Source organism: Paraconexibacter antarcticus, assembly GCF_024220175.1.
GTDB classification, from domain to species: Bacteria; Actinomycetota; Thermoleophilia; order Solirubrobacterales; family Solirubrobacteraceae; genus Paraconexibacter; species Paraconexibacter antarcticus.
In genome coordinates, this window is record NZ_CP098502.1 from 1,620,979 (window position 1) to 1,641,051 (window position 20,073).

The following is a 20,073-nucleotide window of genomic DNA, read 5'->3' on the forward strand; positions in this document are numbered from 1 at the left end:
TCAGCTGCGGAGGAAGCGCGTGCTGGAGGTCCTTCGTCGCCAGGGCGGCGGACGCCGTCAGCTGTGCGTCATGTAGCCGGGCGCGGACCGCAGCGCCAGTTCGGGGTTCTTGCTCTTGGCGGGTTGGCCCATATGGGTGTGATGTCGTCAAGCGTTCGGGTGCTACACGCGGCGATGAGGCAGGACCGCCGCGCCCGTTGGGCGCAAGCGCGATGCCGCCGCGTTCACCCCGGGGCCAGGGCCAGTTCGCGCGCTACGAGGCGCTTGAAACGCCTGAGCCCCGCTTGGACCTCCTCGCTGTCGCCGGCTTCGGTCCACTCGAGAAGCAGGCCGCGAAGAAGGGCCAGCGCAAACGTCGCCACGGCGTCGCTGTCCCCGAGGCGGCGTCCGTGTGCCGCTTCGATGTTGTGAAGCTGCCGGAGGATGAGGTCGAGGTACGCCTGCTTGAGGGTTCGCAGTGCGTCCTCGACCACGGGCGCGCCCGCACCACCGCCGATGAGCGCGAAGTACGCCCGAGCGAGTTCGGGCGCTGACGTGACTCCGGCCCAGAGCGTCTCGACAGCGGTCTCCGCCATCTGTGCCGGGTCCGCGTCGTCGGCGATGGCAGCCTCGGTATGTGCCACGATCCGCTCGCCGACGGTCTGCACGACGCGGACGAGCAATGCCTCCCGCGAGCCGTAGTAGTACAGGATGGTGCGTTTGTCCAACCCTGCTTCGTCCGCGATGCGGCTCAGGGTCGCCCCGCCGAAGCCGTCGCGGGCGAGGACCGTTGTGGCCGCTTGCAGGACCCGCCCGGCGCTTCGCTTTCCCTTGCTGGTGAGCGCTTTCGCGTCCGTCATGCGGCCGGCGGCGGGCCCTGGCGCGGGGCGACGATCGAGATCGTGCCCTGGACTGCGCAGACCAGGCGCCCACCGGCGTGCGCCTCGCCGCGGACTACTGCGCTGCGGTTGGTCATCGCGAGCACGGTTGCTGTGGCTTCGAGCTTGCCCGCCGGAACCGGAGCGATGTAGTTCAGCTTGAGCTCGGTCGTCGCGCCCCAGTATCCCTGCGGGATGAGCGGGTAGATGACCGCCCCGGTGATGTGGTCCATGATCGCGGCAACCGCGCCACCGTGCACGTTCCCCGAAGGCGTCACGAGCTCTTCCCTGAGGTCCGCCTCGCACCACAGTTGCCCGGCCTCGAAGCGCACCAATCGAACGCCGACGTACTGCGGGAGGCCGGGCATGTCGTTGCCGAACGTGAGCATGTGGTGCGCGATGGTGGCGTCGTATCGCTCTTCGAGGGTCTTTCGCTTCACGGGTTTCTCCAGATCGTTTCGGGAACAGTATCGCACCGACCGAAGGGGTTTTCCTCTCCGAATGGTGGCTAATCCGGTACGCTTCTGGGATGTCCAACCCGACTACCGCGGGCGCCCTCTCCGAACTGCACAGCGCGGGGTTCCCGGCGCCGGTCGCGATGCGAGGCCATGACCCGATGTGTATGGGATGCGGGCCGGCGAATGCCAACCTGAACGTCGACTACCGCGCGCCGGCCTTCCTCGGGCGGGAGCTTGATTTCACGGCGTGGTGCGAGCGAATCGACGGTCGCAAACTGCACTTCCACGGCGAGGCACGACAGGGTGATTCGCTTGTTGCGGAGGCCCGAGCGCTGTTCATCCACATTGACCTCTCGCACTGGGAGTCGTCCGGTGAGCCGTTGCCCGACGGGTGGAAGACATTGGGGGACAAGTCACGATGAGTGAGCGGCGCGTCGATGCTCCGTCGCTGCTCATCAACGGGGGAGGGGGCCTCGCGGACATCGCCGAATCCGCTCGGTTGGCTGAGGAGGCCGGCTTCGCGTCCGCTTGGACCACCGAGTTCTACGACCGGTCGGCGACCATCTCCCTGGCGGCCATGGCGGCTGCCACCACGAAGATCACGCTGGGCACAGCGATCGCGTACGCCTTCGGTCGGACGCCGTTGGTCTGGGCCGCCGAGGCACGCGATCTGGACGAACTGACTGGCAAGCGCCTGATCCTGGGTCTGGGTACCGGCACCCGCCGCATGCAGCAGGACTGGCACGGGTTGGACGGCGAACATCCGGCGCCGCGAATGGAGGAACTCGTACCGCTGCTGAGGCGACTGCTGCGTCTCCACGAGGGCCCGATCGCGCATGACGGTCGCTTCTACCGCCTGCACGTGTCGCCCACGGTTCCCGTCGGGCCCCCGCCGCGAACGGACCTGCCGATCTACCTGGCGGGCGTGAATCCGCGGATGATCCAGGCCGCTGGGACCGTCGGCGACGGTCTCGTCGGCCATCCGCTGTTCACGCCCGAATATGTCCGCGACGTCGCGCGTCCGGCCCTGCGGATCGGAGCCGAGCGTCGCGGTCGCGAGCATGCCGTCCCGATCGCCGGGTACTTGACGTGCAGCGTCAACGAGGATCGCGACGCGGCGCGTGAAGCGGCCCGTGTCGTGGTCGCGTTCAACTCGACCGTCAAGACCTACCGCGTCATCCACCGTCATCACGGCTGGGAGGACCACGCTGAGCGAATCCGCGAGCGGTGGGTCGGCGGCGACTTCGCCGCTGCCGTGCGGGCCGTTCCGGATGAGATGCTGGACGCGATCGCCCTCGCTGGCACCGCCGAGGAGGTCCGCGAACGGTACGCCGAACGGTGGGCGGGAGTGTATGAGCACACCTTGCTGTGGCCCCCCGCGTTCGGCGGCATGGACGCCGTACGGGCCGTCGTCGGGGCGTTCTCCGACGACGCTCGACCTTCGTCCTGACTCCTCCACACGCGGCCACGCTCCGTCACCATGGCCATTACCGACATCGACCTCACGGACATCCGGTTATGGGTCGATGATGTCCCGTGGGACCTGTTCGCTCACTGCCGGTACGAGGCTCCGGTGCACTGGAGCCCACCGGGGCATGGGCCTGAGGTGCGGGGCGTCTGGTCGCTCACCCGGCACGCCGACATCGCGTGCGTTGGCTCCGACGTTGTGACGTTCTCGCCTCAGCGCACGCACACTGGGTTCGAGATGGCCGCCGATGTGTCGCCGCGCGGACGCCAGGAGCGCACAATCGCAACGGATCCGGTACGGCACGACCTCTTGGGGGCGGTGGTCGGCAACGTGTTCTCCGCGCGCCGTCTCATGCATCAGGCCGAGCGCATTCGCGGGATCGTGGTCACCTGTCTTGAGGAACTGGCCGTCCGGGACGTGGCGGACCTCGTCGGACACGTTGCCCAGACGGTTCCCGCCCGGGTTCTGGGATCACTGCTCGGGATGCCGCCGGCGGACGACCAGAAACTCGTCCGCTGGACCACCATGCTGACGGAGTTCGAGCCGTGCCAGCTCTTCGGACACGGTGAATGCCCGGCCGAGGGTGAGGTGGCCGCCGAGTTCTGTGGCCTGCGAGAAATACGCATCGGCGATCAGGACCGGGCGTATCGTGGAGCCTGCGGATGACCTGCTCACCACCCTGGTGCACGCTGGCGTCGGTGGAGACAGGCTGACCGAAGCCGAGTTCGTCAAGCTTTTCGTGTTGCTGTTGTCGGCCGGGAACCTCAGCATCGGCGCGAGCTACGCGAATACGCAGATCAGTCTCCTGCGTAACCCGGGTCAGCGTGATCTGGTGCTCGATGACATGCGGCTGGTTCCGCGCGCTGTCGAGGAGGCGCTTCGGATGAACCCAGTGGTCTCATGCTCGGCGCGTACCGCCACGCTCGACGTCGAGCTTCGAGGGCGGCAGATCGCGCAGGGTGACAGGCTGCTGCTGTGGTACCTGTCGGGAAATCGAGACGACACGGTCTTCCGATCGCCGGACGAGTTCGACATGACCCGCAAAGAACTCGACCACCACTTGGCGTTCGGCGTCGGCGGGCCGCAGACCTGCGTCGGAGCGTGGCTCGCTCGCCTGGAACTCAACACCCTTGTGGAGGAGACCCTGCGACGCTTCCCGCGGATGCGGCTCATCACCGACCCTGTCCGTGTCCCATCGCTGTTCGTCAATCGTCCGGCCAGCGTCCCGGTCAGCCTCCGATAGCCGAGAAGCTTGCGCAGAGCCTTCTTGTCGAACTTTCCTCTTCCGGTCCTCGGAAGCTCGGTGACGATTGCGACGGCGTCCGGTAGCCACCAGCGGGCGACGCGCGCCTTCAGGAAGGTGATGTTGGCGTTTGGGTCGATGCCCGCGCGGGCGGCGAGGCACGCAAGCGGACGCTCACTCCAGCGCTCATCCGGCCGTGGCGATGACGGCGCACTCGTCCATGTCGGGGTGAGCCATGAGGTGGCTCTCCAACTCGACGGAGGAGATCCATTCGCCGCCGGACTTGATGACGTCCTTGGCCCGGTCGTGGAGGAAGAGGTATCCGTCGGGTGCGATCGCGGCGATGTTGCCGGTGCGCAACCCCCCGTCGTGAAAGCGTGAGTCGCCGTCCGCGTCGTCGTAGTTCGCCGAGGCGACCCACGGGGCGCGGACCTCGAGCTCTCCGGTCGACGTGCCGTCGCACGCGATCGCCTGGTCCTCATCGTCGGTCGAGCGCGCCTCGACCCAGGGCACCAGCCGTCCTTGGCTGACTTGGTGCCGGGCGTGGGTCTCGGCGCCCAGGCCTGATGGGCGGGTGGGCAACCGTCCTGGGGTACGACGGAGCCACCACATATGACCATTCGCAGGCTGCTGAGGTCGGGGCGGTGCTCGTCAGCCCACCGCGGGACGTTCATCCAGATCGTGGGCACGCCACCGGTGAGCGCCGCCTGCTCGGTCTCGACCGTGTGCGCGAGCCGTTCGGACTGGATGTGTCGGCCCGGGAGTATGAGGGCGGCTCCGGGCATCGCGCATCCGTAGGGCACGCCCCGGGCGTTGACGTGGAACATCGGCACGACGGGCATGATCCGGGCGCGAAAGCCCGGGCCGACGGAATCGGCGGCGCACAGGCCCATCGTGCGTAGCGCGATCGCGCGGGGGTGAGTAGAGGACTCTGCGCGGGTCGGAAGTGCTCCCGACGCTCGCGGACCCGTTGACGGTCTCCGCTCGGTGCAGCACGTGTTGGACGGTGAGGCCGAAGTCGTCCTGCCTCAGGCCCGGGGGCGCCGGCCGCACCGGTCAGACCGCCATGGAGTAGCCGCCGTTGACCGGGATGGTCTGCCCTGTCATCCACGATGCGCCGTCGGAGGCCAGGAAGGTGATCAGCGCAGCCGGATCTTCTGGCTGCCCCAGGCGACGGAGCGGGTAGGATCGCTCGACCTTCGCGCGGGTGGCGTCGTCCGCTAGCGCTTCGGCAACAGGCGGGGTCATGATCGCGCCGAGCGCAACGCAGTTCGCGGTGATCTTGTGGCGGGCGACGGCCTTGGCGTAGCCGCGCATGAAGCCGGCGGCGCCGGCCTTCGCGCCGGAGTAGACGACCAGGTGCGGCTCGCCGACCCTCCCGGCGTCCGAGATGATGGTGACGACGCGGCCACCGCCGCGCTCGATCATCCGTGGCGTCACGGCGTGTGTGCAGTGCATGACGCCGAACAGGTTCACGCCGAGCCATTTGCCCCAGTCGGCGACGGGCACATCCCAGAACGGCGGGGTGGGCGTGAGCGGGGACTCATTCGGGCCGGCGTTCCCGGCGTTGTTGACCAGGATGTCGATCGGACCGAGGCCGGACTCGACGGCGTCGACCATCTCCACCACAGCCTCCGCATTGGTGACGTCAGCCGGCCAGGCGAATGCGTCCGCGCCGTCTTCGCGGAGTGCCGTCGCGGCCGCTTCGGCACGGTCGCCGTGGAAGTCGTTGATCGCGACGCGTGCGCCCTGTCCTGCCAGCATGCGGGCGGTCGCGAGCCCGACGCCCTGGCCGGCTCCGGTGATCAGTGCGGTGCGGCCTGTCAGGTCCAGCAGGGCTTCGAACTGATTGGTGCTCACGACGATGATCCGTCGAGGATCTCGCGCCCGAACAGGTGGCGGGCGATGACGAGCTTCTGAATCTGCGGCGTGCCGTCACCGATCTGCATACCGCTGACGTCGCGGAGCAGCTGCTGCAGGGGCAGCTCGTCCGACCAAGCCACGTGACCGTGGAGGACGATGCAGTCCTGGATCGCGTCGAACGCGAGCCGGGGCACCCACCACTTCACCATCGCCGCCTCCTTCGTGTGGGGGCGGCCGGCGCTGCGGAGGGCGAGCGCCCGGTAGCTGAGTGCGCGGGCAGCCTCGAGCATCGTGTCGTGCTCGGCGACCTTGAACGAGACGCCCTGGTAGTGGGCGATCGGATTGCCGAAGGCGTGCCGCTCGGTGGTGTACGCGATCGTCATGTCCAAGGCTCGTTGCGCGGCGCCGATCGCCATCAGGCCGATGAGGGCGCGGGTGAAGTCGAACTCCTGCATCACCAGGTGGAATCCGCGGTTCTCTTCCCCGACGATGTGATCGTCGGGCACGAAGGTCCCGTCGAAGCTCAGGGCGCCGCGTCCGAGCGGGCGGAAGCCCGGGTCACGGAAGGTCTGGCGAACTACACTTTCGTCCAGTGGCACGAGGAAGGCCGTCACGCCGCGGGCGCCCGGCCCCCCGGTGCGGGCGAAGGTGATCGCACCAGTCGCGTGGGCGGCGCCGGTGATCGAGCTCTTCTCGCCGTACAGGCGCCAGCCCCCCTCGACCCGCTCGGCCCGGGTGGTCAGGGCCGCCGCGTCGGAACCGGTCCCGGGCTCGGTGAGACCAAGGGCCACGAACTCCGTGCCGTCCATGACCCGGGGGAGCCATTCGGCGCCAACCGCGCAGTGCTCGTCCAGCAGCCGCCCGCAGACCGCCGCCGAGAACGCCAGGTAGCAGGCGTTGAAGTCCGCCCACCCGAGCTCCTCGCAGGCGATGCCGACGGCGATCTCGTCAGCGCCTTGGCCGCCGTGCTCCGGGGAGACCAGGAGCCCGAGCAGGCCCTGGGCGCCGAGCATCTTCGAGACCTCGAGCTGGAACTCGTCCGACTCGGCGCGTTCCAGGTACCCGTTGGCCAGCCGCGAACGGGCGAAACCGCGGACGCTCTCGCGGAACAGCTCGTGCTCGTCGGTGGCAAGGAGCGGGTAGGCCGTCACGTCGGACGGTGTGGAGGCGGTGGCGGGAGGCATGCGAGTCTCTCTTGTGGGTTGTTCAGCGTCCGGGGAACTGCGGCGTACGATGCTCGGCGAACGCGGCCAGCCCTTCGGCCACGTCCTCGGAGCCGAGATGCAGCTGGCAGGCGTCGAGCTCGAGCCGCAGTGCACGATCGATCGGGAGTGTGTCCTGCTCGTTGACGACCTGCTTCATCCGCGCGACACCGACCGGGCTGCGCGAGGCGATCTCCTCGGCCAGGGCCTGCGCGGTCTGCTCGAGGGCATCGTCGGGGGCAACAACGTCGACCAGGCCCCACGCCTCGAGCTCGGCTGCAGTGCGGCTCTGGCCGCTGAAGAGCAGCAGCTTGGCACGCGCCGAGCCGATGCGCCGCGGTAGGCGAACGGCTCCGCCGGCTCCCGGGAACAGCCCGAACGTGGCGTGTCCGTCCGCGAGCTTGGCGCTGGCGCTGGCCACGACGAAGTCGCACGCGAGGGCGAGCTCCAGGCCGCCGGCGATCGCCAGGCCATTGACGGCCGCGATCACCGGCAGGCGGTGCGTCTCGACCGCTCGGAACACCGATCCGGCCCGTTCCAGGAAGCTGGTGAGCGACGTCGGATCAGCGAGGGCGCCTTGGACGAACTTCAGGTCGGCGCCCGCGCAGAACGCCCGCCCCTCGCCGGTGATGACCACACTCTTGGCGCCGATCTCCAGAGAACGATGCAGGGCGGCTTCGATGCCGTCGAGGACCGCGTCGTTGAGTGCGTTCATCGCGGCGGGACGCGCGAGGTGGATCCATATGACCGGTCCCCGCTGCTCGACGCGGACGGCTTTCGTGTCCGTGTCCTCGCGGTCGCGTTCGGTGGTATCGGTGGGGGCGTTCGTCATCGATTCCTCATCGTCGGAACGCCACCTTGTCAACGTATCGCCGGTCGGCGCGACTCTCGATCGGAGTGAATAACCACCTCCAATGAGAAGTGGTGCTTGAGGGCCGCGAGATCGACACTGGCGTTCATGAACGTCCCCACCGGACCAGGTCGCCCGATGCAGCGCGACGTGTATGTCGCGGGCGCGGCGATGACGAGCTTCGGCAAGTTCGTCGACCGTCCGCTGGCGTCGCTGACCGAAGAGGCGGTCAGCGCCGCGATGGCCGACTGCGGCGCGACGGCCGACGCGGTGGACGCCATCTTCTTCGCGAACGCTGCGGCCGGCCTGCTGACCGGCCAAGAGATGATCCGCGGGCAGACGGCGCTGCGCGACCTTCCCGAGTTGCTTGGTAAGCCCATCGTCAACGTGGAGAACGCGTGCGCATCTGGCTCCACCGCCTTCAACCTCGCGTGCATGGCGATCAACGCCGGCTCAGCTGACGTGGTGTTGGCCATCGGGGCCGAGAAGCTGAGCCACCACGATCGCGCCCGCTCGTTCGCCGCGTTCGAGGCGGGTGTCGACGTCGAGCACCCGCCCTTCGCCAACACGGGCGAGAAGTCGATGTTCATGGACATCTACGCGCAGATGACGCGGGACTACATGAAGGCGTCAGGCGCGACCGTGGAGGACTTCGCTCGGGTGGCCGTCAAGAGCCACGACAACGCGGCCCTCAACCCCAAGGCGCAGTTCCGCCGGCCTGTCACCCTCGACGAGGTCCTGGACAGTCGCCTGGTCAGCGACCCCCTGCGTCTGTTGATGTGCTCGCCGATCGGCGACGGCGCGGCCGCGCTCGTGGTCGCGTCGGATGCCGGGATGGTCAGGCTCGGCGCGACGCCGGGCGTTCGCGTCCTCGCGAGCGTCGTCCTCTCCGGCACGGGGGCCCCTGATCAGATCAGCCCGGTCACTCTCGCCTCGCGCCGGGCCTACGAGCAGGCCGGAATCGGTCCGTCCGAGGTGGATGTCGTGGAGCTGCACGACGCCGCAGCGCCCGCGGAGCTCATGGCCTTCGAGGAGCTCGGGCTCTGCGAGCCCGGACAGGCCCGCGAGCTGCTGGCCAGTGGCCACACGGCCATCGGCGGACGGTGTTGCGTCAATCCCAGCGGCGGTCTGCTCTCCAAGGGGCACCCGGTAGGCGCGACCGGTGCGGCGCAACTGGTCGAGCTGACCGAGCAGCTACGCGGGGCGGCCGGCGAACGCCAGTCCGGCACGCCGAGGGTCGCCCTCGCCGAAAACGCCGGCGGCTGGATCGGCGGCGGCCCGGCGGCGGCCTCGATCACCCTGCTCGGCGTCTAGCCGACACCTCACACCCCAGACAAAGGACACGATCCGATGGCCGTTCAGGACTCCAGCACCGACGCGATCCTCTCGCTCCCGCTCAAGCGATCCGACGAGGAGACCATGATCCGCGAAGCGGTGGCCGGCATCGCGTCGGGCTTCGGGCACAGCTACTTCACCAAGTGCGTCCAGGAGGGCAAGCCGACGCAGGATCTCTGGCAGGCGATGGCCGAGGCCGGATACCTCGGGGTGAACCTTCCGGAGGAGTACGGCGGCGGCGGCCTGGGGCTGTGGGCGCTCGCCGCCGTGGCGGAGGAGCTTGCCGCAGCCGGATGCCCCCTGATGCTGCTCGTGGTCTCGCCGGCGATCGTCGGCAACGTCCTCGCGAAGTTCGGGACGACCGACCAGAAGGACCGCTGGCTGCGCGGCATCGCCAGCGGCGAGACCAAGTGCGCCTTCGCGATCACCGAGCCGGACGCAGGATCCAACTCGCACAACATCTCCACCGTGGCCACCCGCGACGCGTCCGGGTACCGGCTCAACGGCACCAAGACATACATCTCCGGTGTCGAGGACGCCGAGGCGATCCTCGTCGTCACTCGGACCGACAAAGACAGCACCGGAAAGGGCCGGCTCTCACTGTTCATGGTCGACGCCGATGACCCTGGGTTGGAGCGCCAGTACATCGAAACCGCTCTCGAAGCGCCCGAGAGCCAGTGGATGCTCTTCTTCGACAACGTCGAGGTCAGCGAGGACCGCCGGATCGGGGAGGAGGGCAACGGCCTGCGTATCGTCTTCGAGGGGCTCAACCCCGAACGCATCATGGGTGCCGCGATGTGCATCGGCATCGCCGACTACGCGATGGCCAAGGCCACCAAGTACGCGTGTGAGCGAAAGGTGTGGGGCGTTCCGATCGGCGCGCACCAGGGCGTCTCGCATCCGCTCGCCCAGGTGAAGGTGGAGCTCGAGCTCGCACGCTTGATGACGCGGCGCGCGTGCGCGGAGTACGACGCCGGGGTGTCCGCCGGGGAGGCCAGCAACATGGCCAAGTACGCCGCCGCCGAAGCGGGCATCCGCGTCCTGGACCAAGCGATGCAGACACACGGCGGCAACGGCTTCGCTCGGGAGTACGGGCTTGCCGACCTGTGGTTCGTGATGCGTCTGCTTCGCACCGCCCCCGTCTCCCGCGAGATGATCCTCAACTTCGTTGCCGAGCACTCGCTCGGGCTCCCCCGGTCCTACTGATCATGGACCTCCATCCCAACCCCCGGGCGGTCAGCGGGAAGGACGGTGGCGTGCTCCGCGACATCGCCCCCGGGGTACGTCGGATGACCCTTCCCCTGAGCCTCTCGGCGCCGGATCACATCCACTGCTTCCTGCTCGACATGCCGGGCGGGACCTCGCTGTTGGTGGACACCGGCATGCGCGGATCCGAGGCGGCGCTGGGCGCCGGCCTCGAGGCGGCCGGCTCGCCGCCGGACCGCGTGCTGGTCACGCACGGGCATATCGATCACTGGGGCCTTGCGAGCACCCTGACGCACGAAGTGCTCGCGCACCCGACCACGGCCAGTTCCTTGGACTTCACCTACCAGAGGGACAACGTGTTCGGTGAGCACGACGAAGGGGTCGTCGAACCCAAGACCGTGGCGGCGGCGTTTGCGGCCTTCCGTACCCTGAGCGTGGGCGAGCCGCCTCGAGTCCGTGCGATCGACGATGGCGACACGATCGGCGACTGGAAGGTCGTCTGGACTCCCGGGCACGATCCCGGACACATCTGCCTCTTTCGCGAAGCCGACGGCGTGCTCTTGTGCGGCGACGCCCTGTTGCCGGACAACACGCCGAACATCCAACCGGCAGCCGGGCGCCCCGACGCACTCGGCGACTTCTTTGCGTCGCTGGACCGCCTCTCAGACCTGCCGGTGACGCTCGTGCTTCCCTCCCATGGCGAGCCCTACGTCGACCACGTCGGGCGAGCCGCAGCGCTGCGGGCATTCCACCAACGACGACTGGAGCGCATCGTCGCCGAGCTACGGCGGGAGCCGCGGACCGTGGGCGAGCTCTCGCGCGTGATCTTCCCCGTCCGCGAGGGACCGGTCGACGACATGCTCGCCGATATGGAGACGCTCGCCCATCTCGACCACCTCCGGCTGGATGCCAAGGCGCAGCGCGGAGACGATCATCGCTGGTCCGAGGCCGCCGCGGCCTGACGACGGCGGGGTTGAACATGCCGTCTCAGCGGGTGCTACCAAGGTCATACGTATCGCGCAGCGTGCGTAAACGGTCGTTCGCTATAGCATCAGCGACATGAGCGAGACCGCGACCACCACCAGGCTGTCCAATGGCGCAACGCGCGACCTCACGGTCGAGCAGCGTGAAATCTTCGACCAGGTCGACCGCTACTCGCGCCGCGAGCTCCACGGGCTGCAGGAGCGCATGGACAACGAGGAGTGGTGGCCCGAGCACCTGTTCGCCGAGTTCGGTCGCAACGGCTACCTCGGCGTCACCGCGCCGACCGAGCTCGGCGGTGCCGGCCTGGACGCGATGACGGCGCTGCTCATCGGGCAGGCCATGGCCCGCTGGAACCCGGCCGCGGCGTTGAGCTACCTGGCTCACGAGAACCTCTGCGTCAACAACATCGTCGCCAACGCCGCGGCCCCGCTGCAGCAGCGTTTCCTTCCGGGCCTGTGCGATGGGACGCTGGTCGGCGCGCTCGCGCTGACCGAGCCCGGAGCGGGTTCGGACGCCCTTGGGGGCATGCGCACCACCGCACGCCGCGACGGCGACGAGTACGTCCTGAACGGAACCAAGCTGTACATCACGAACGGTCCGATCGCCAACGTGGTGCTGGTGTACGCCAAGACCGCTCCCGAACTCGGTGCCAAGGGCATCACGGCGTTCGTCGTCGAGCGCGACCGGCCCGGGTTCAATGTCGCGCAAAAGCTGGTGAAGATGGGCCTTCGCGGGAGCCCTACCGGTGAGCTCGTGTTCGACGACTGCCGCGTCCCGGCCGACAACATGCTCGGACGAGAGAACCACGGCGTCGCGGTCGTGATGAACGGACTGGACCTGGAGCGGATCGGCATCGCCTTCATGGTCCTGGGGATGGCCGAGCGTGCCCTCGAGATCGCCATCGACTACGCGCGGTCGCGTGAGCAGTTCAGCCAGCCGATCGGCAGCTTCCAGCTTGTTCAGGGCATGATCGCCGACATGTACACGATGGTCGAGGCGCTGCGGAGCTTCGCGATGGACGTGGCGCACGAGGCGAACGGCTTGGAGCATGGCGCGGCCCCCGCGGAGCTCTCGCTGCGAGCCGGCTCGCTCGCTCTCCTCGCGGGGCGGACGTTCATGCAGGTGGCCGATATGGCCGTACAAATACACGGTGGCAGCGGCTTCATGTGGGAGACCGAGGTCAACCGGCTCTACCGCGCCGGCAAGGTGCTGGAGATCGGCGCCGGAACGAACGAGGTCCGGAAGATCATCGTTGCGCGCCAACTCCTCGGGCGCTGAAGGAGCAGATGAGCGTGCTGCCGCTTGCCGGAATCACGGTGCTGGACCTCAGCCGTCTGTTGCCTGGACCGTTCTGCTCCCTCATGCTCGCCGACTTCGGCGCCGACGTGATCAAGGTCGAAGACACCGGCATGGGGGACTACGTGCGCTGGTCGGGTCCTGCAGTGCCAGGGGTGGAGAGGAGCGCTCGGTCCGCGCGGTTCCTGGCGCTCAACCGCAACAAGCGTTCCGTGCGGCTGGACCTGAAGTCCGAGGGGGGCAAGTCGGCGTTCCTGACGCTCGTCGGGCAGGCGGACGTCGTCCTCGAGTCGTTTCGCCCCGGTGTGTTGGAACGCCTCGGTCTGGGCCACGAGGTCCTTCGCGCCCAGAACCCCGGGCTCGTGGTCTGCGCGATCTCCGGCTACGGGGCCGACGGTCCCATGGCGCAGCGGGCCGGCCACGACATGAACTACCTCGGCCGGGTCGGTCTGCTGGCCCTCACCGGCGATGTCGACAGCGACATGGTGCCACCCGGGGCGCCGGTTGCCGACATCGGAGGAGGCGCGCTCATGGGCGTCGTGGGCATCCTGGCCGCGCTGCGCCACCGTGACCGGACCGGGGAGGGGCAGTTCGTCGACATCGCGATGGCCGACGGGGCGCTGTCGTGGCTCGGGATGGACGCCGCCGCTGCTCTGATGGGCGAGCCGCCCCGGCGCGGCCGCCTCACGCTCGGCGGTAATGCGGTGTGCTACCGGCCATACCGCTGCCGTGATGGGTGGGTCACCATGGGGGCGGTCGAACCCAAGTTCTTCGCCGCCTGGTGTCACGGCGTCGGACGCGAGGAACTCGTCGACTCCCAGTTCGAGGAACCCGGCAGCGCCGCGCACGCCGAAATCTGCGCGATCTTCGCCGCCCGGACCCGGGCCGAGTGGACCGCGTTCGCCGTCGAGCACGACTGCTGCGTCGAGCCCGTCCTCGAACTCGACGAGGCACTGGGTTCCGAGCAAGTGCTGGCGCGCGGCATGGTGGTGGAGATCGACCAGCCCGGAGCCGAGGTGCCGGTGAGGATGCTCGGTGTCCCGGTCCGCATGTCGCACACGCCCGGCGACCCCGGCCGGCTCCCGGCCCCGTCGCTGGGGGAGCACACCGTCGCGGTGCTCGAGCAGGCAGGTCTCGCGTCCGAGGAGATCGATGCGCTGCTCGCGTCCGGGGCGGCGGCCGGGCCACCGGATGCTGCGATCAGCTGGTCCTTTCTGCCGTAAACGTGCGTTGACGAACGCGGGACGGATCGGGTAGTCTTTACGGTATGTCAAGTCATCCTGTAGCTATCGAAGATCTACGCGTCGGCGACGACGAGCTGTGGGCGGAGGGCCCGCCGCACGAGACGTTCTCTCGGCTGCGGGCCGAATGCCCGGTGCACTGGAGCTCCGGGATCTCGCAGTCCCCCGAGGACGCGGGGTTCTGGTCGGTGACGAAGGCGGACGACATCCTGGCGGTGAGCCGCGATTGGCAGACCTACTCGTCGGCGCAGAACATCATCATCAACGACCACGCGATCCCGGTGGATCTGGTGCAGGGGATGTTCATCGGGATGGACCCGCCGAAGCACGATCGCATCAAGTCGCTGTTCCAGCGCGCGTTCACGCCCAAGGCCATCGCCGCGCACGAGACCGCGATCAGGGAGATCACCGGGGGCGTCATGGATGGCCTCGCGGGTCGCGAGACATGTGACCTGGTGACCGAGGTCGCGCAGCCGGTCGTCTCACGGGTCATCGGGAGCTTCATGGGGCTTGATGAGGCGGACGACGAGCCGTGGGCGACGGCGATCAACACCCTGCTCGGATTCGGGGACCCGGGGCTCAACCCCAAGGGCCTGGAGGCGTTGATCATGGAGGACGTCCCGCTGATGTACGAGCGGTGCATGGCCCTGGTCGAGGCGCGGCGTGCCAACCCGACCGAGGACATGCTCAGCGTGCTGGTGTTCGCCGAGATCGACGGCGACACGCTCACCGACGATGAGATTTTCGCCGGCTTCGTCCTGATGATGGCCGCGGGCAACGACTCGACGAAGGCGACGTACACGAGCACCATGCGGGCGCTGATGGAGAACCCGGATCAGCGACGCCTGCTGGTCGACGACCTGTCGCTCGTGCCGGGTGCAGTAGAGGAGGCGCTGCGCATGTTCCCGGCCTTCGCGCACTTCCGCCGCACGGCCACGAAGGACGCCGAGCTGGGCGGTTGCCCGATCAAGAAGGGCGACAAGGTCGCGCTGTGGTACCCGTCATCCAACCGCGACGAGGAGCGGTACGAAAACCCGCACACGTTCGATGTGCTCCGGAACCCCGAGCACCAGGCGTTCGGGGCCGGCGGCCGGCACTTCTGCCTCGGCACGGCGCTGGCGCGGTTGGAGCTGAAGATCTTGGTGGAGGAAACCGTCAGGCGCTTCCCGGACATGACCATCGCGAGCGAGCCGACCTATATCCTGTCCCAGTTCTCAAGCCAGCTCAAGACCCTCCCCGTCAAGCTCCAGGGATGACCGGCAGCCGTGCCGCGACCTGCGGGTGCAGGCCGCGGCACGGCGCAGACCGTCATCGGGCACGGATGGCCGTCGGGGTCGGGCCCGCCGCCGGCTCGAGCTGCGTCGGCGACGGCGCCCGGCAGGGTCCCCAAGGACCGGTGCTCCGATGACGCCGCTAGCGCGCCGAACGGCGGCCAACGCCCGCTCGCGGCGGCGCACCGAGACAGCGCTGCTGGAGGCCACGCGGCAGCTGTTGGCGGCCGGGACGCCCTACGCGGATCTGAGCGTGGAGGCCCTGGCCCGTCAGGCCGGGGTTTCGCGTCCGACCTTCTACGCCTATTTCGAGGACAAGCGTGCCCTCGCCCTGCGGCTGGGAGAGATCCTCGAGGAGGCCATCGGCGAGGCCGTGGCCGAGTGGCTCGCCGACGGCAACGGTGAGCTGCGCCCAACGCTGGAGGCGACGCTCGGCGTCTTTGCCGCCCACCGGTCCACGCTCGGGGCCCTCGTGGAGGCAGCGACCTACGATCAAGAGGTCGCGGCGTACTGGCGAGCTCTCCACGAGCGCTTCGCCGAGGCGGCTCGCGGGCGGCTGCGACGCGGGTTGCCGGACCTTCCCGACGACCTGGCGGCCGCACGGGCTTTCGCCCTCGTCTGGGCTACCGAGCGCTGCTTCACCGAGCACCTCTTCGCCCCCCAGGTCGAGGAGGACGCATTGATGCAGACGCTCGAGCTGCTCTGGGCCGCGGCGCTCGGGCGCGCCACGTGATCGCGCGGCGGTCCTTCGTTCGATTCAGGGCTCCACGCCAGGCGGCTCCCTGGCAGGTCAGCAGCGGGGCTGCGGGTCAGTTGGCCCGCTGTTCGGTGCCGATGATCTTCAGGTACCGCGACACCGCGGCCACGCGGTTGCCGGCCCGAAGCTTGCGCAGCACGTGTTTGACGTGAGATTTGACCGTCCCCTCGGTGATCACCAGCTGCCGGGCGATCTCGGCATTGGTGGCGCCCTCCGCCATCAGTTGCAGGACCTCCAACTCGCGATTGGTCAGCAGTGCGGCGATCCGCGATTCGGGCGCGAGCACGACGCCGGCGGCCGCGAGCTCCATGTCCGATGCGTCCGCGAGTCGGTGTCCCAGTCGCTGCGGCAGCTCGTGGTTGCTGAGCACCGCGCCGAGGGCCAGCAGATGACGACGGACCTCCTCGCGCTGGTCGTTCAGTTGCCGCAGGAGGTCGGTCCGCTCGCAGGCCAGCGAGAGGCCCTGACAGAAGACCCAGAGGGCTTCGCGTTCAAGCGCACCGACAGCGGCGCCGGTGACGGGCCGATCGGCGTGGATCATGCCGGCGACCTCGCCGTTGAACGTGAGGGGCGCCGCGACATACGAGGTGGTCCTCGTCACCCGGCCCAAAGGACGATGGGTCCGTTCGTGGGCCAGCGCGTCCTGGACGAGGATCGCCCGACGACGCCGGACGACCTCGGACTCGATCAGCAGATGGCCGAGGGCGGGAGGCTCAGCACGCCACAGGTCGCGGATCAGCTTGCCCTGCACCTCGTCGTCCATGTGCATGGTGACGAAGACCAGCGACGAGTCCTCCACGAGGGTGACGATCGCCCGCTCGAACAGCGTGTTCTCGCAGAGGGCCCGCGGCGCGCGGTCCAGGAGACGCGCGCGGTCGTCCACCGGCTCGAGTTCGGCGAGCGCTCGCCGAACGCCCATGAGCCACGACGGGCCCGGCGCCGCCTCATCGCCGCGCTCGACGGGCGCGATCCCGGCGGCCACCCCTTCCGGGAGAGCAATCTGACCCTGATGACTCATAGCGCGTGCTCCCTGGCTCGGTCTAACGTCGTGAACGATCGCTCAGGCCATTGTGACAGAAGGGCACGGATCCCGTGCCGCGATGGTGGAGCAGAACCAGGAGAGACACATGCCGGTCTATGGGAGCGCCGACGAGGTCTACACTTACGTCGGAGGAGCATTCCGCGAAGCAGCCGCACAACCGGAGATCGCCGCGCAGTTCGCCGCCGTCGGCTCGACTCTCTGCATGCACTGCACCGACCCCGACGCGGCCATCACAATCCGGCTGGCCGACCCGGTGGAGGTCATCACCGGCGACGACGGCGAAAGCGCGGAGATCCACCTATACCTGAAGGCGGACGACGCTGATCGCTTTCTTCGCGGAACCCTGAACATCCCGATGGCGATGGTGAAGCGGCAGGTCCGCGCAAGCGGTCCGATCGATGCCGTCCTGAAGCTGGTCCCGGCGACCAAGCCGCTGATCCCGATCTACGAGCGTCTGACCGCATCCCGTCCGGCCGCGGCAACGTGACGCAGTCGTGGTCGTCGACGCACCGACGACGGTCGATCCTGGTACCCGCGCCGCTGCCGACCCCTCGGTGTACGATCGTTTGCATGGGCACGAGGCCTCCAGGATGAGCGAACCGTCTGCCGACGGCTTGACGGGCGAGGAGCGATTCGTCGGCGTAGGCCTTGACTTCACACGCGAACTCGGCCCGGTCCCCGGGCGTTACGTGGTGGCACGACCCGACAGCGCTCGTCCTTCGACCGCACTCACGGCCGGGGCGGTGGCTGACCGCGGCGCAGACGTGCTGGTGATCTCCCAGGTCGGGGCGCCGCTGTTGCCCGAGCGGCGGCTGCCGCTGCGTCGTCGTGCCCGACCGGTACGCGGCGACGACGCAGCGGACCCCGTATGGCTCACACGCATCACCTACCTCCGTGGAGACCACGTGCGCCGGGATCAGCGCAGCGCCCGTGCCGCGCTCGACACCGTCCGCGGCGATCGGGACTTGCAGGAGGAACTCGTAACGGCGGCGGTGCTGGTGACCAACACCGCGATCCGCGCCCATCGCGTGGCGGTCGGGGACCCGACACTGCCCGAGATCGGCGTCGCCGCGGCGCGTCGCATCCGGATCGGCGCCGGCTCGGCCGACGAGGTCGCCCGCGGGCGGTTCGCGGACGCGATCGCCCTGACGACGCCGAACGCCGCGGACTGGCATTCGAGCATGCCTCCGGCCGAGGCGCTTTCGGCGGTACTCGCCGGACGCATCCCGCTGCTCGAGGCCGACGAGCTCATTCTGCGTGTGGCAGGAGATCTCGGGGCGCGCCGCACACGACTCGCGGCCCTCGGGCTGCCGACCGCGATCGAGTTGCTGCTCGAGGAAGTGCCGCGGGACGAGGCGGTGGCCGACAGTCGGACGAGGGTCGCCGCCCTGCAGACGGACGCCGGCACGCTCGCCCTCAGGACACTGGACGGTGTCCCCTGCGAGGCCGAGGAGCTTCAGTGGCTCGCCGACGCCGTTCGAAGCCTGTGGGACCTGTCGTCGAAGGCCCGCCGCCTCTTCGACCCCGATGAAGACCTGTCCGCTCTGTCCGCACCCGTAGGAGCACCGCTCGAATGAGGAGTCCGATGCCGACGTCCCCCGAAGCCATCCGGGCACAAACCGGCCCCGGGGCGCGCCTGCGTGCCGCCGTGAGCGAGGCGGCCGCCGTGCCCGAGAGCGCAGCGAGGCTTGCGGCCACCGGCATGACCGTCAGGATCATGGTGAGCGATGCGCCCGACGAGGGCGCGGTCCTGTTGTTCGACCGCGCCACCCCGATCGCCCTCGATCACGATGCCGACGATCCGGTTGCCGCCGAGATCGTGCTCCCGGAGGCGCTGCTGACACAGGTGCTGGACCGCACCGCGCGGCTCGCGGTGGCGCTGATCGACGGACGCGCGAGCTTCACCGGTCCGGTGCGCGAGTTCCTGCGGGTCTTGCCCATCCTGATCGCTCTGGCCAGCCCCCGATGCGAGTTCGAAGGCATCGAAGGAGAGTCATCATGACCGCGTCGAGTTCACCGACCGTCCCGGACGAGCAGCGGCAGTTGCTGGATGCGGCCGCGGAGTTTCAGTACCACGAGGGCGCGATGGAGTATGAGGAGCGCACACCCGGCGAGCTGTGGTCGATCGAATGCGTGAACGTCCACAAGAAGTTCGGGCGCTTCGCCGTCCTCCAGGGTCTGAACTTCTGCATCCCCGAGGGAACGATCACGGTCGTGCTCGGTCCATCCGGCACCGGCAAGAGCGTCCTGCTCAAGCACCTGATCGGCCTGATGTTCCCCGACAAGGGCGACATCCTGGTCCACGGCCAGTCGGTGCCGCACATGACCCAGCCCGAGCTGTTGGAGATGCGCCGGCGCTTCGGAATCCTCTTCCAGGACGGTGCGCTGTTCGGGTCGATGAACGTGTTCGACAACGTCGCCTTCCCGCTGCGCCAGCACACCGACAAGTCCGAGGCACAGATCCACGCGACCGTGATGGCGCGCCTGGACGACGTGGGTCTGGCCGACGCCGGTGGCCGCATGCCCAACGAGCTCTCAGGAGGCATGCGCAAACGCGCGGGGTTTGCCCGCGCGCTCGTCATGGAACCTCAGATCGTCATGTTCGACGAGCCGGACTCGGGGCTTGACCCGGTCCGCACCACGCTGCTTTGCGAGCTGATCCAGCAGATGCACGACCTGTACGGCGGGACGTACATCCTGATCACCCACGACATCGCCACCGCCCGACAGATCGGCCAGTACATCGGTGTGCTCTGGCGGGGGCGCATTGTGCAGAGCGGCGACCGCGATCACATGTTCGACTCGCCGAACCCGTTCGTGCGCCAATTCCTCAACCGGCAGGGCCGGGGACCCCTCGGCATGGAATGACCTCCTTAGGGGGGGGTGTATCCCCCTAAATCCGAGTAGCCCTGGTGGAACACCGTGTGGGACGGTGACCGTGGCTCCGATGGGGCCACCGGGGGAGGACGATCGGCTGACGGTTCAGCACCGCGGCCGGGC

22 protein-coding genes and 1 pseudogene are annotated in these 20,073 nt (G+C 68.7%); 15 read left to right on the forward strand and 8 right to left on the reverse strand.

Features of this window, described 5'->3' with window-relative positions; translation table 11 throughout:
• Positions 1 to 224: 224 nt before the first annotated feature.
• Positions 225 to 839: a TetR/AcrR family transcriptional regulator gene (locus NBH00_RS08065; protein WP_254572822.1), complete on the reverse strand. Its 615-nt coding sequence runs from the start codon at positions 837 to 839 to the stop codon at positions 225 to 227.
• A complete protein-coding gene (locus NBH00_RS08070) occupies positions 836 to 1,297 on the reverse strand; it encodes a PaaI family thioesterase (protein ID WP_254572823.1) in 462 nt (153 codons plus the stop codon). The genes NBH00_RS08065 and NBH00_RS08070 overlap by 4 nt, the downstream gene beginning before the upstream one ends.
• Positions 1,298 to 1,386: 89 nt before the next feature.
• Here NBH00_RS08070 and NBH00_RS08075 point away from each other — a divergent pair, with 89 nt between their 5' ends.
• The 4 genes from NBH00_RS08075 to NBH00_RS08090 are packed head-to-tail and all read left to right on the forward strand — an operon-like array spanning position 1,387 to position 4,026.
• Positions 1,387 to 1,737 carry an acyl-CoA thioesterase gene (locus NBH00_RS08075; RefSeq protein ID WP_254572824.1) on the forward strand — a complete coding sequence of 117 codons (351 nt, stop codon included), beginning with the start codon at positions 1,387 to 1,389 and terminating at the stop codon, positions 1,735 to 1,737.
• Entirely contained in the window at positions 1,734 to 2,765 is a 1,032-nt protein-coding gene (locus NBH00_RS08080) for an LLM class flavin-dependent oxidoreductase (protein ID WP_254572825.1), read from the forward strand. Before NBH00_RS08075 ends, NBH00_RS08080 begins: the two co-directional genes overlap by 4 nt.
• Positions 2,766 to 2,795: 30 nt before the next feature.
• Positions 2,796 to 3,449 carry a cytochrome P450 family protein gene (locus NBH00_RS08085; RefSeq protein ID WP_254572826.1) on the forward strand — a complete coding sequence of 218 codons (654 nt, stop codon included), beginning with the start codon at positions 2,796 to 2,798 and terminating at the stop codon, positions 3,447 to 3,449.
• Positions 3,433 to 4,026 (forward strand): cytochrome P450, encoded by a 594-nt coding sequence (locus NBH00_RS08090; protein WP_254572827.1) that lies wholly within the window; start codon positions 3,433 to 3,435, stop codon positions 4,024 to 4,026. The genes NBH00_RS08085 and NBH00_RS08090 overlap by 17 nt, the downstream gene beginning before the upstream one ends.
• Before the next feature lie 186 nt (positions 4,027 to 4,212).
• Here the strand turns inward: NBH00_RS08090 and NBH00_RS08095 are convergent, their stop codons facing one another.
• The 5 genes and pseudogenes from NBH00_RS08095 to NBH00_RS08110 all read right to left on the reverse strand — a co-directional run bounded on the left by NBH00_RS08095 (position 4,213) and on the right by NBH00_RS08110 (position 7,923).
• The gene (locus NBH00_RS08095) at positions 4,213 to 4,539 is read right to left on the reverse strand and encodes an acyl-CoA synthetase family protein (RefSeq protein ID WP_254572828.1); all 327 of its coding nucleotides are present in this window, start codon (positions 4,537 to 4,539) and stop codon (positions 4,213 to 4,215) included.
• A gap of 83 nt (positions 4,540 to 4,622) precedes the next feature.
• A pseudogene (locus NBH00_RS25440) lies at positions 4,623 to 4,919 on the reverse strand (AMP-binding protein); the annotation flags it as partial.
• Between the two features lie 163 nt (positions 4,920 to 5,082).
• On the reverse strand, positions 5,083 to 5,886 hold the full coding sequence (locus NBH00_RS08100; RefSeq protein ID WP_254572829.1) for an SDR family NAD(P)-dependent oxidoreductase: 804 nt from the start codon (positions 5,884 to 5,886) through the stop codon (positions 5,083 to 5,085).
• The gene (locus NBH00_RS08105; protein WP_254572830.1) at positions 5,883 to 7,073 is read right to left on the reverse strand and encodes an acyl-CoA dehydrogenase family protein; all 1,191 of its coding nucleotides are present in this window, start codon (positions 7,071 to 7,073) and stop codon (positions 5,883 to 5,885) included. The genes NBH00_RS08100 and NBH00_RS08105 overlap by 4 nt, the downstream gene beginning before the upstream one ends.
• A 22-nt stretch (positions 7,074 to 7,095) precedes the next feature.
• Positions 7,096 to 7,923, reverse strand: a complete 828-nt coding sequence (locus tag NBH00_RS08110) for an enoyl-CoA hydratase/isomerase family protein (protein WP_254572831.1) — start codon at positions 7,921 to 7,923, stop codon at positions 7,096 to 7,098.
• A gap of 156 nt (positions 7,924 to 8,079) precedes the next feature.
• Between NBH00_RS08110 and NBH00_RS08115 the strand changes: the two genes are divergently transcribed.
• From NBH00_RS08115 to NBH00_RS08145, 7 genes are all read left to right on the forward strand, one after another.
• On the forward strand, positions 8,080 to 9,255 hold the full coding sequence (locus NBH00_RS08115; protein WP_254572832.1) for a thiolase family protein: 1,176 nt from the start codon (positions 8,080 to 8,082) through the stop codon (positions 9,253 to 9,255).
• Positions 9,256 to 9,291: 36 nt separating this feature from the next.
• Positions 9,292 to 10,482, forward strand: a complete 1,191-nt coding sequence (locus tag NBH00_RS08120; RefSeq protein ID WP_302182719.1) for an acyl-CoA dehydrogenase family protein — start codon at positions 9,292 to 9,294, stop codon at positions 10,480 to 10,482.
• Positions 10,483 to 10,484: 2 nt separating this feature from the next.
• Positions 10,485 to 11,444 (forward strand): MBL fold metallo-hydrolase, encoded by a 960-nt coding sequence (locus tag NBH00_RS08125; RefSeq protein WP_254572834.1) that lies wholly within the window; start codon positions 10,485 to 10,487, stop codon positions 11,442 to 11,444.
• Between the two features lie 97 nt (positions 11,445 to 11,541).
• Positions 11,542 to 12,744, forward strand: a complete 1,203-nt coding sequence (locus NBH00_RS08130; RefSeq protein ID WP_254572835.1) for an acyl-CoA dehydrogenase family protein — start codon at positions 11,542 to 11,544, stop codon at positions 12,742 to 12,744.
• A gap of 8 nt (positions 12,745 to 12,752) precedes the next feature.
• On the forward strand, positions 12,753 to 13,985 hold the full coding sequence (locus NBH00_RS08135; protein WP_254572836.1) for a CaiB/BaiF CoA transferase family protein: 1,233 nt from the start codon (positions 12,753 to 12,755) through the stop codon (positions 13,983 to 13,985).
• A 44-nt stretch (positions 13,986 to 14,029) separates the two neighbouring features.
• A complete protein-coding gene (locus tag NBH00_RS08140; RefSeq protein WP_254572837.1) occupies positions 14,030 to 15,259 on the forward strand; it encodes a cytochrome P450 in 1,230 nt (409 codons plus the stop codon).
• A 148-nt stretch (positions 15,260 to 15,407) separates the two neighbouring features.
• Positions 15,408 to 16,007 (forward strand): TetR/AcrR family transcriptional regulator, encoded by a 600-nt coding sequence (locus tag NBH00_RS08145; protein WP_254572838.1) that lies wholly within the window; start codon positions 15,408 to 15,410, stop codon positions 16,005 to 16,007.
• Positions 16,008 to 16,083: 76 nt separating this feature from the next.
• Here the strand turns inward: NBH00_RS08145 and NBH00_RS08150 are convergent, their stop codons facing one another.
• Positions 16,084 to 17,013 carry a LuxR C-terminal-related transcriptional regulator gene (locus NBH00_RS08150; RefSeq protein ID WP_254572839.1) on the reverse strand — a complete coding sequence of 310 codons (930 nt, stop codon included), beginning with the start codon at positions 17,011 to 17,013 and terminating at the stop codon, positions 16,084 to 16,086.
• Between the two features lie 118 nt (positions 17,014 to 17,131).
• On the opposite strand from NBH00_RS08150, the gene NBH00_RS08155 reads away from it, so the two are divergent.
• Genes NBH00_RS08155 through NBH00_RS08170 form a run of 4 tightly spaced genes read left to right on the forward strand, consistent with a single transcriptional unit; the run spans position 17,132 to position 19,941 of the window.
• The gene (locus tag NBH00_RS08155; protein ID WP_254572840.1) at positions 17,132 to 17,560 is read left to right on the forward strand and encodes an SCP2 sterol-binding domain-containing protein; all 429 of its coding nucleotides are present in this window, start codon (positions 17,132 to 17,134) and stop codon (positions 17,558 to 17,560) included.
• Positions 17,561 to 17,567: 7 nt separating this feature from the next.
• Positions 17,568 to 18,650: a hypothetical protein gene (locus NBH00_RS08160; RefSeq protein ID WP_254572841.1), complete on the forward strand. Its 1,083-nt coding sequence runs from the start codon at positions 17,568 to 17,570 to the stop codon at positions 18,648 to 18,650.
• A gap of 8 nt (positions 18,651 to 18,658) precedes the next feature.
• Positions 18,659 to 19,075, forward strand: a complete 417-nt coding sequence (locus tag NBH00_RS08165; RefSeq protein WP_254572842.1) for a hypothetical protein — start codon at positions 18,659 to 18,661, stop codon at positions 19,073 to 19,075.
• The gene (locus NBH00_RS08170; RefSeq protein WP_254572843.1) at positions 19,072 to 19,941 is read left to right on the forward strand and encodes an ABC transporter ATP-binding protein; all 870 of its coding nucleotides are present in this window, start codon (positions 19,072 to 19,074) and stop codon (positions 19,939 to 19,941) included. Before NBH00_RS08165 ends, NBH00_RS08170 begins: the two co-directional genes overlap by 4 nt.
• Positions 19,942 to 20,073: the final 132 nt, after the last annotated feature.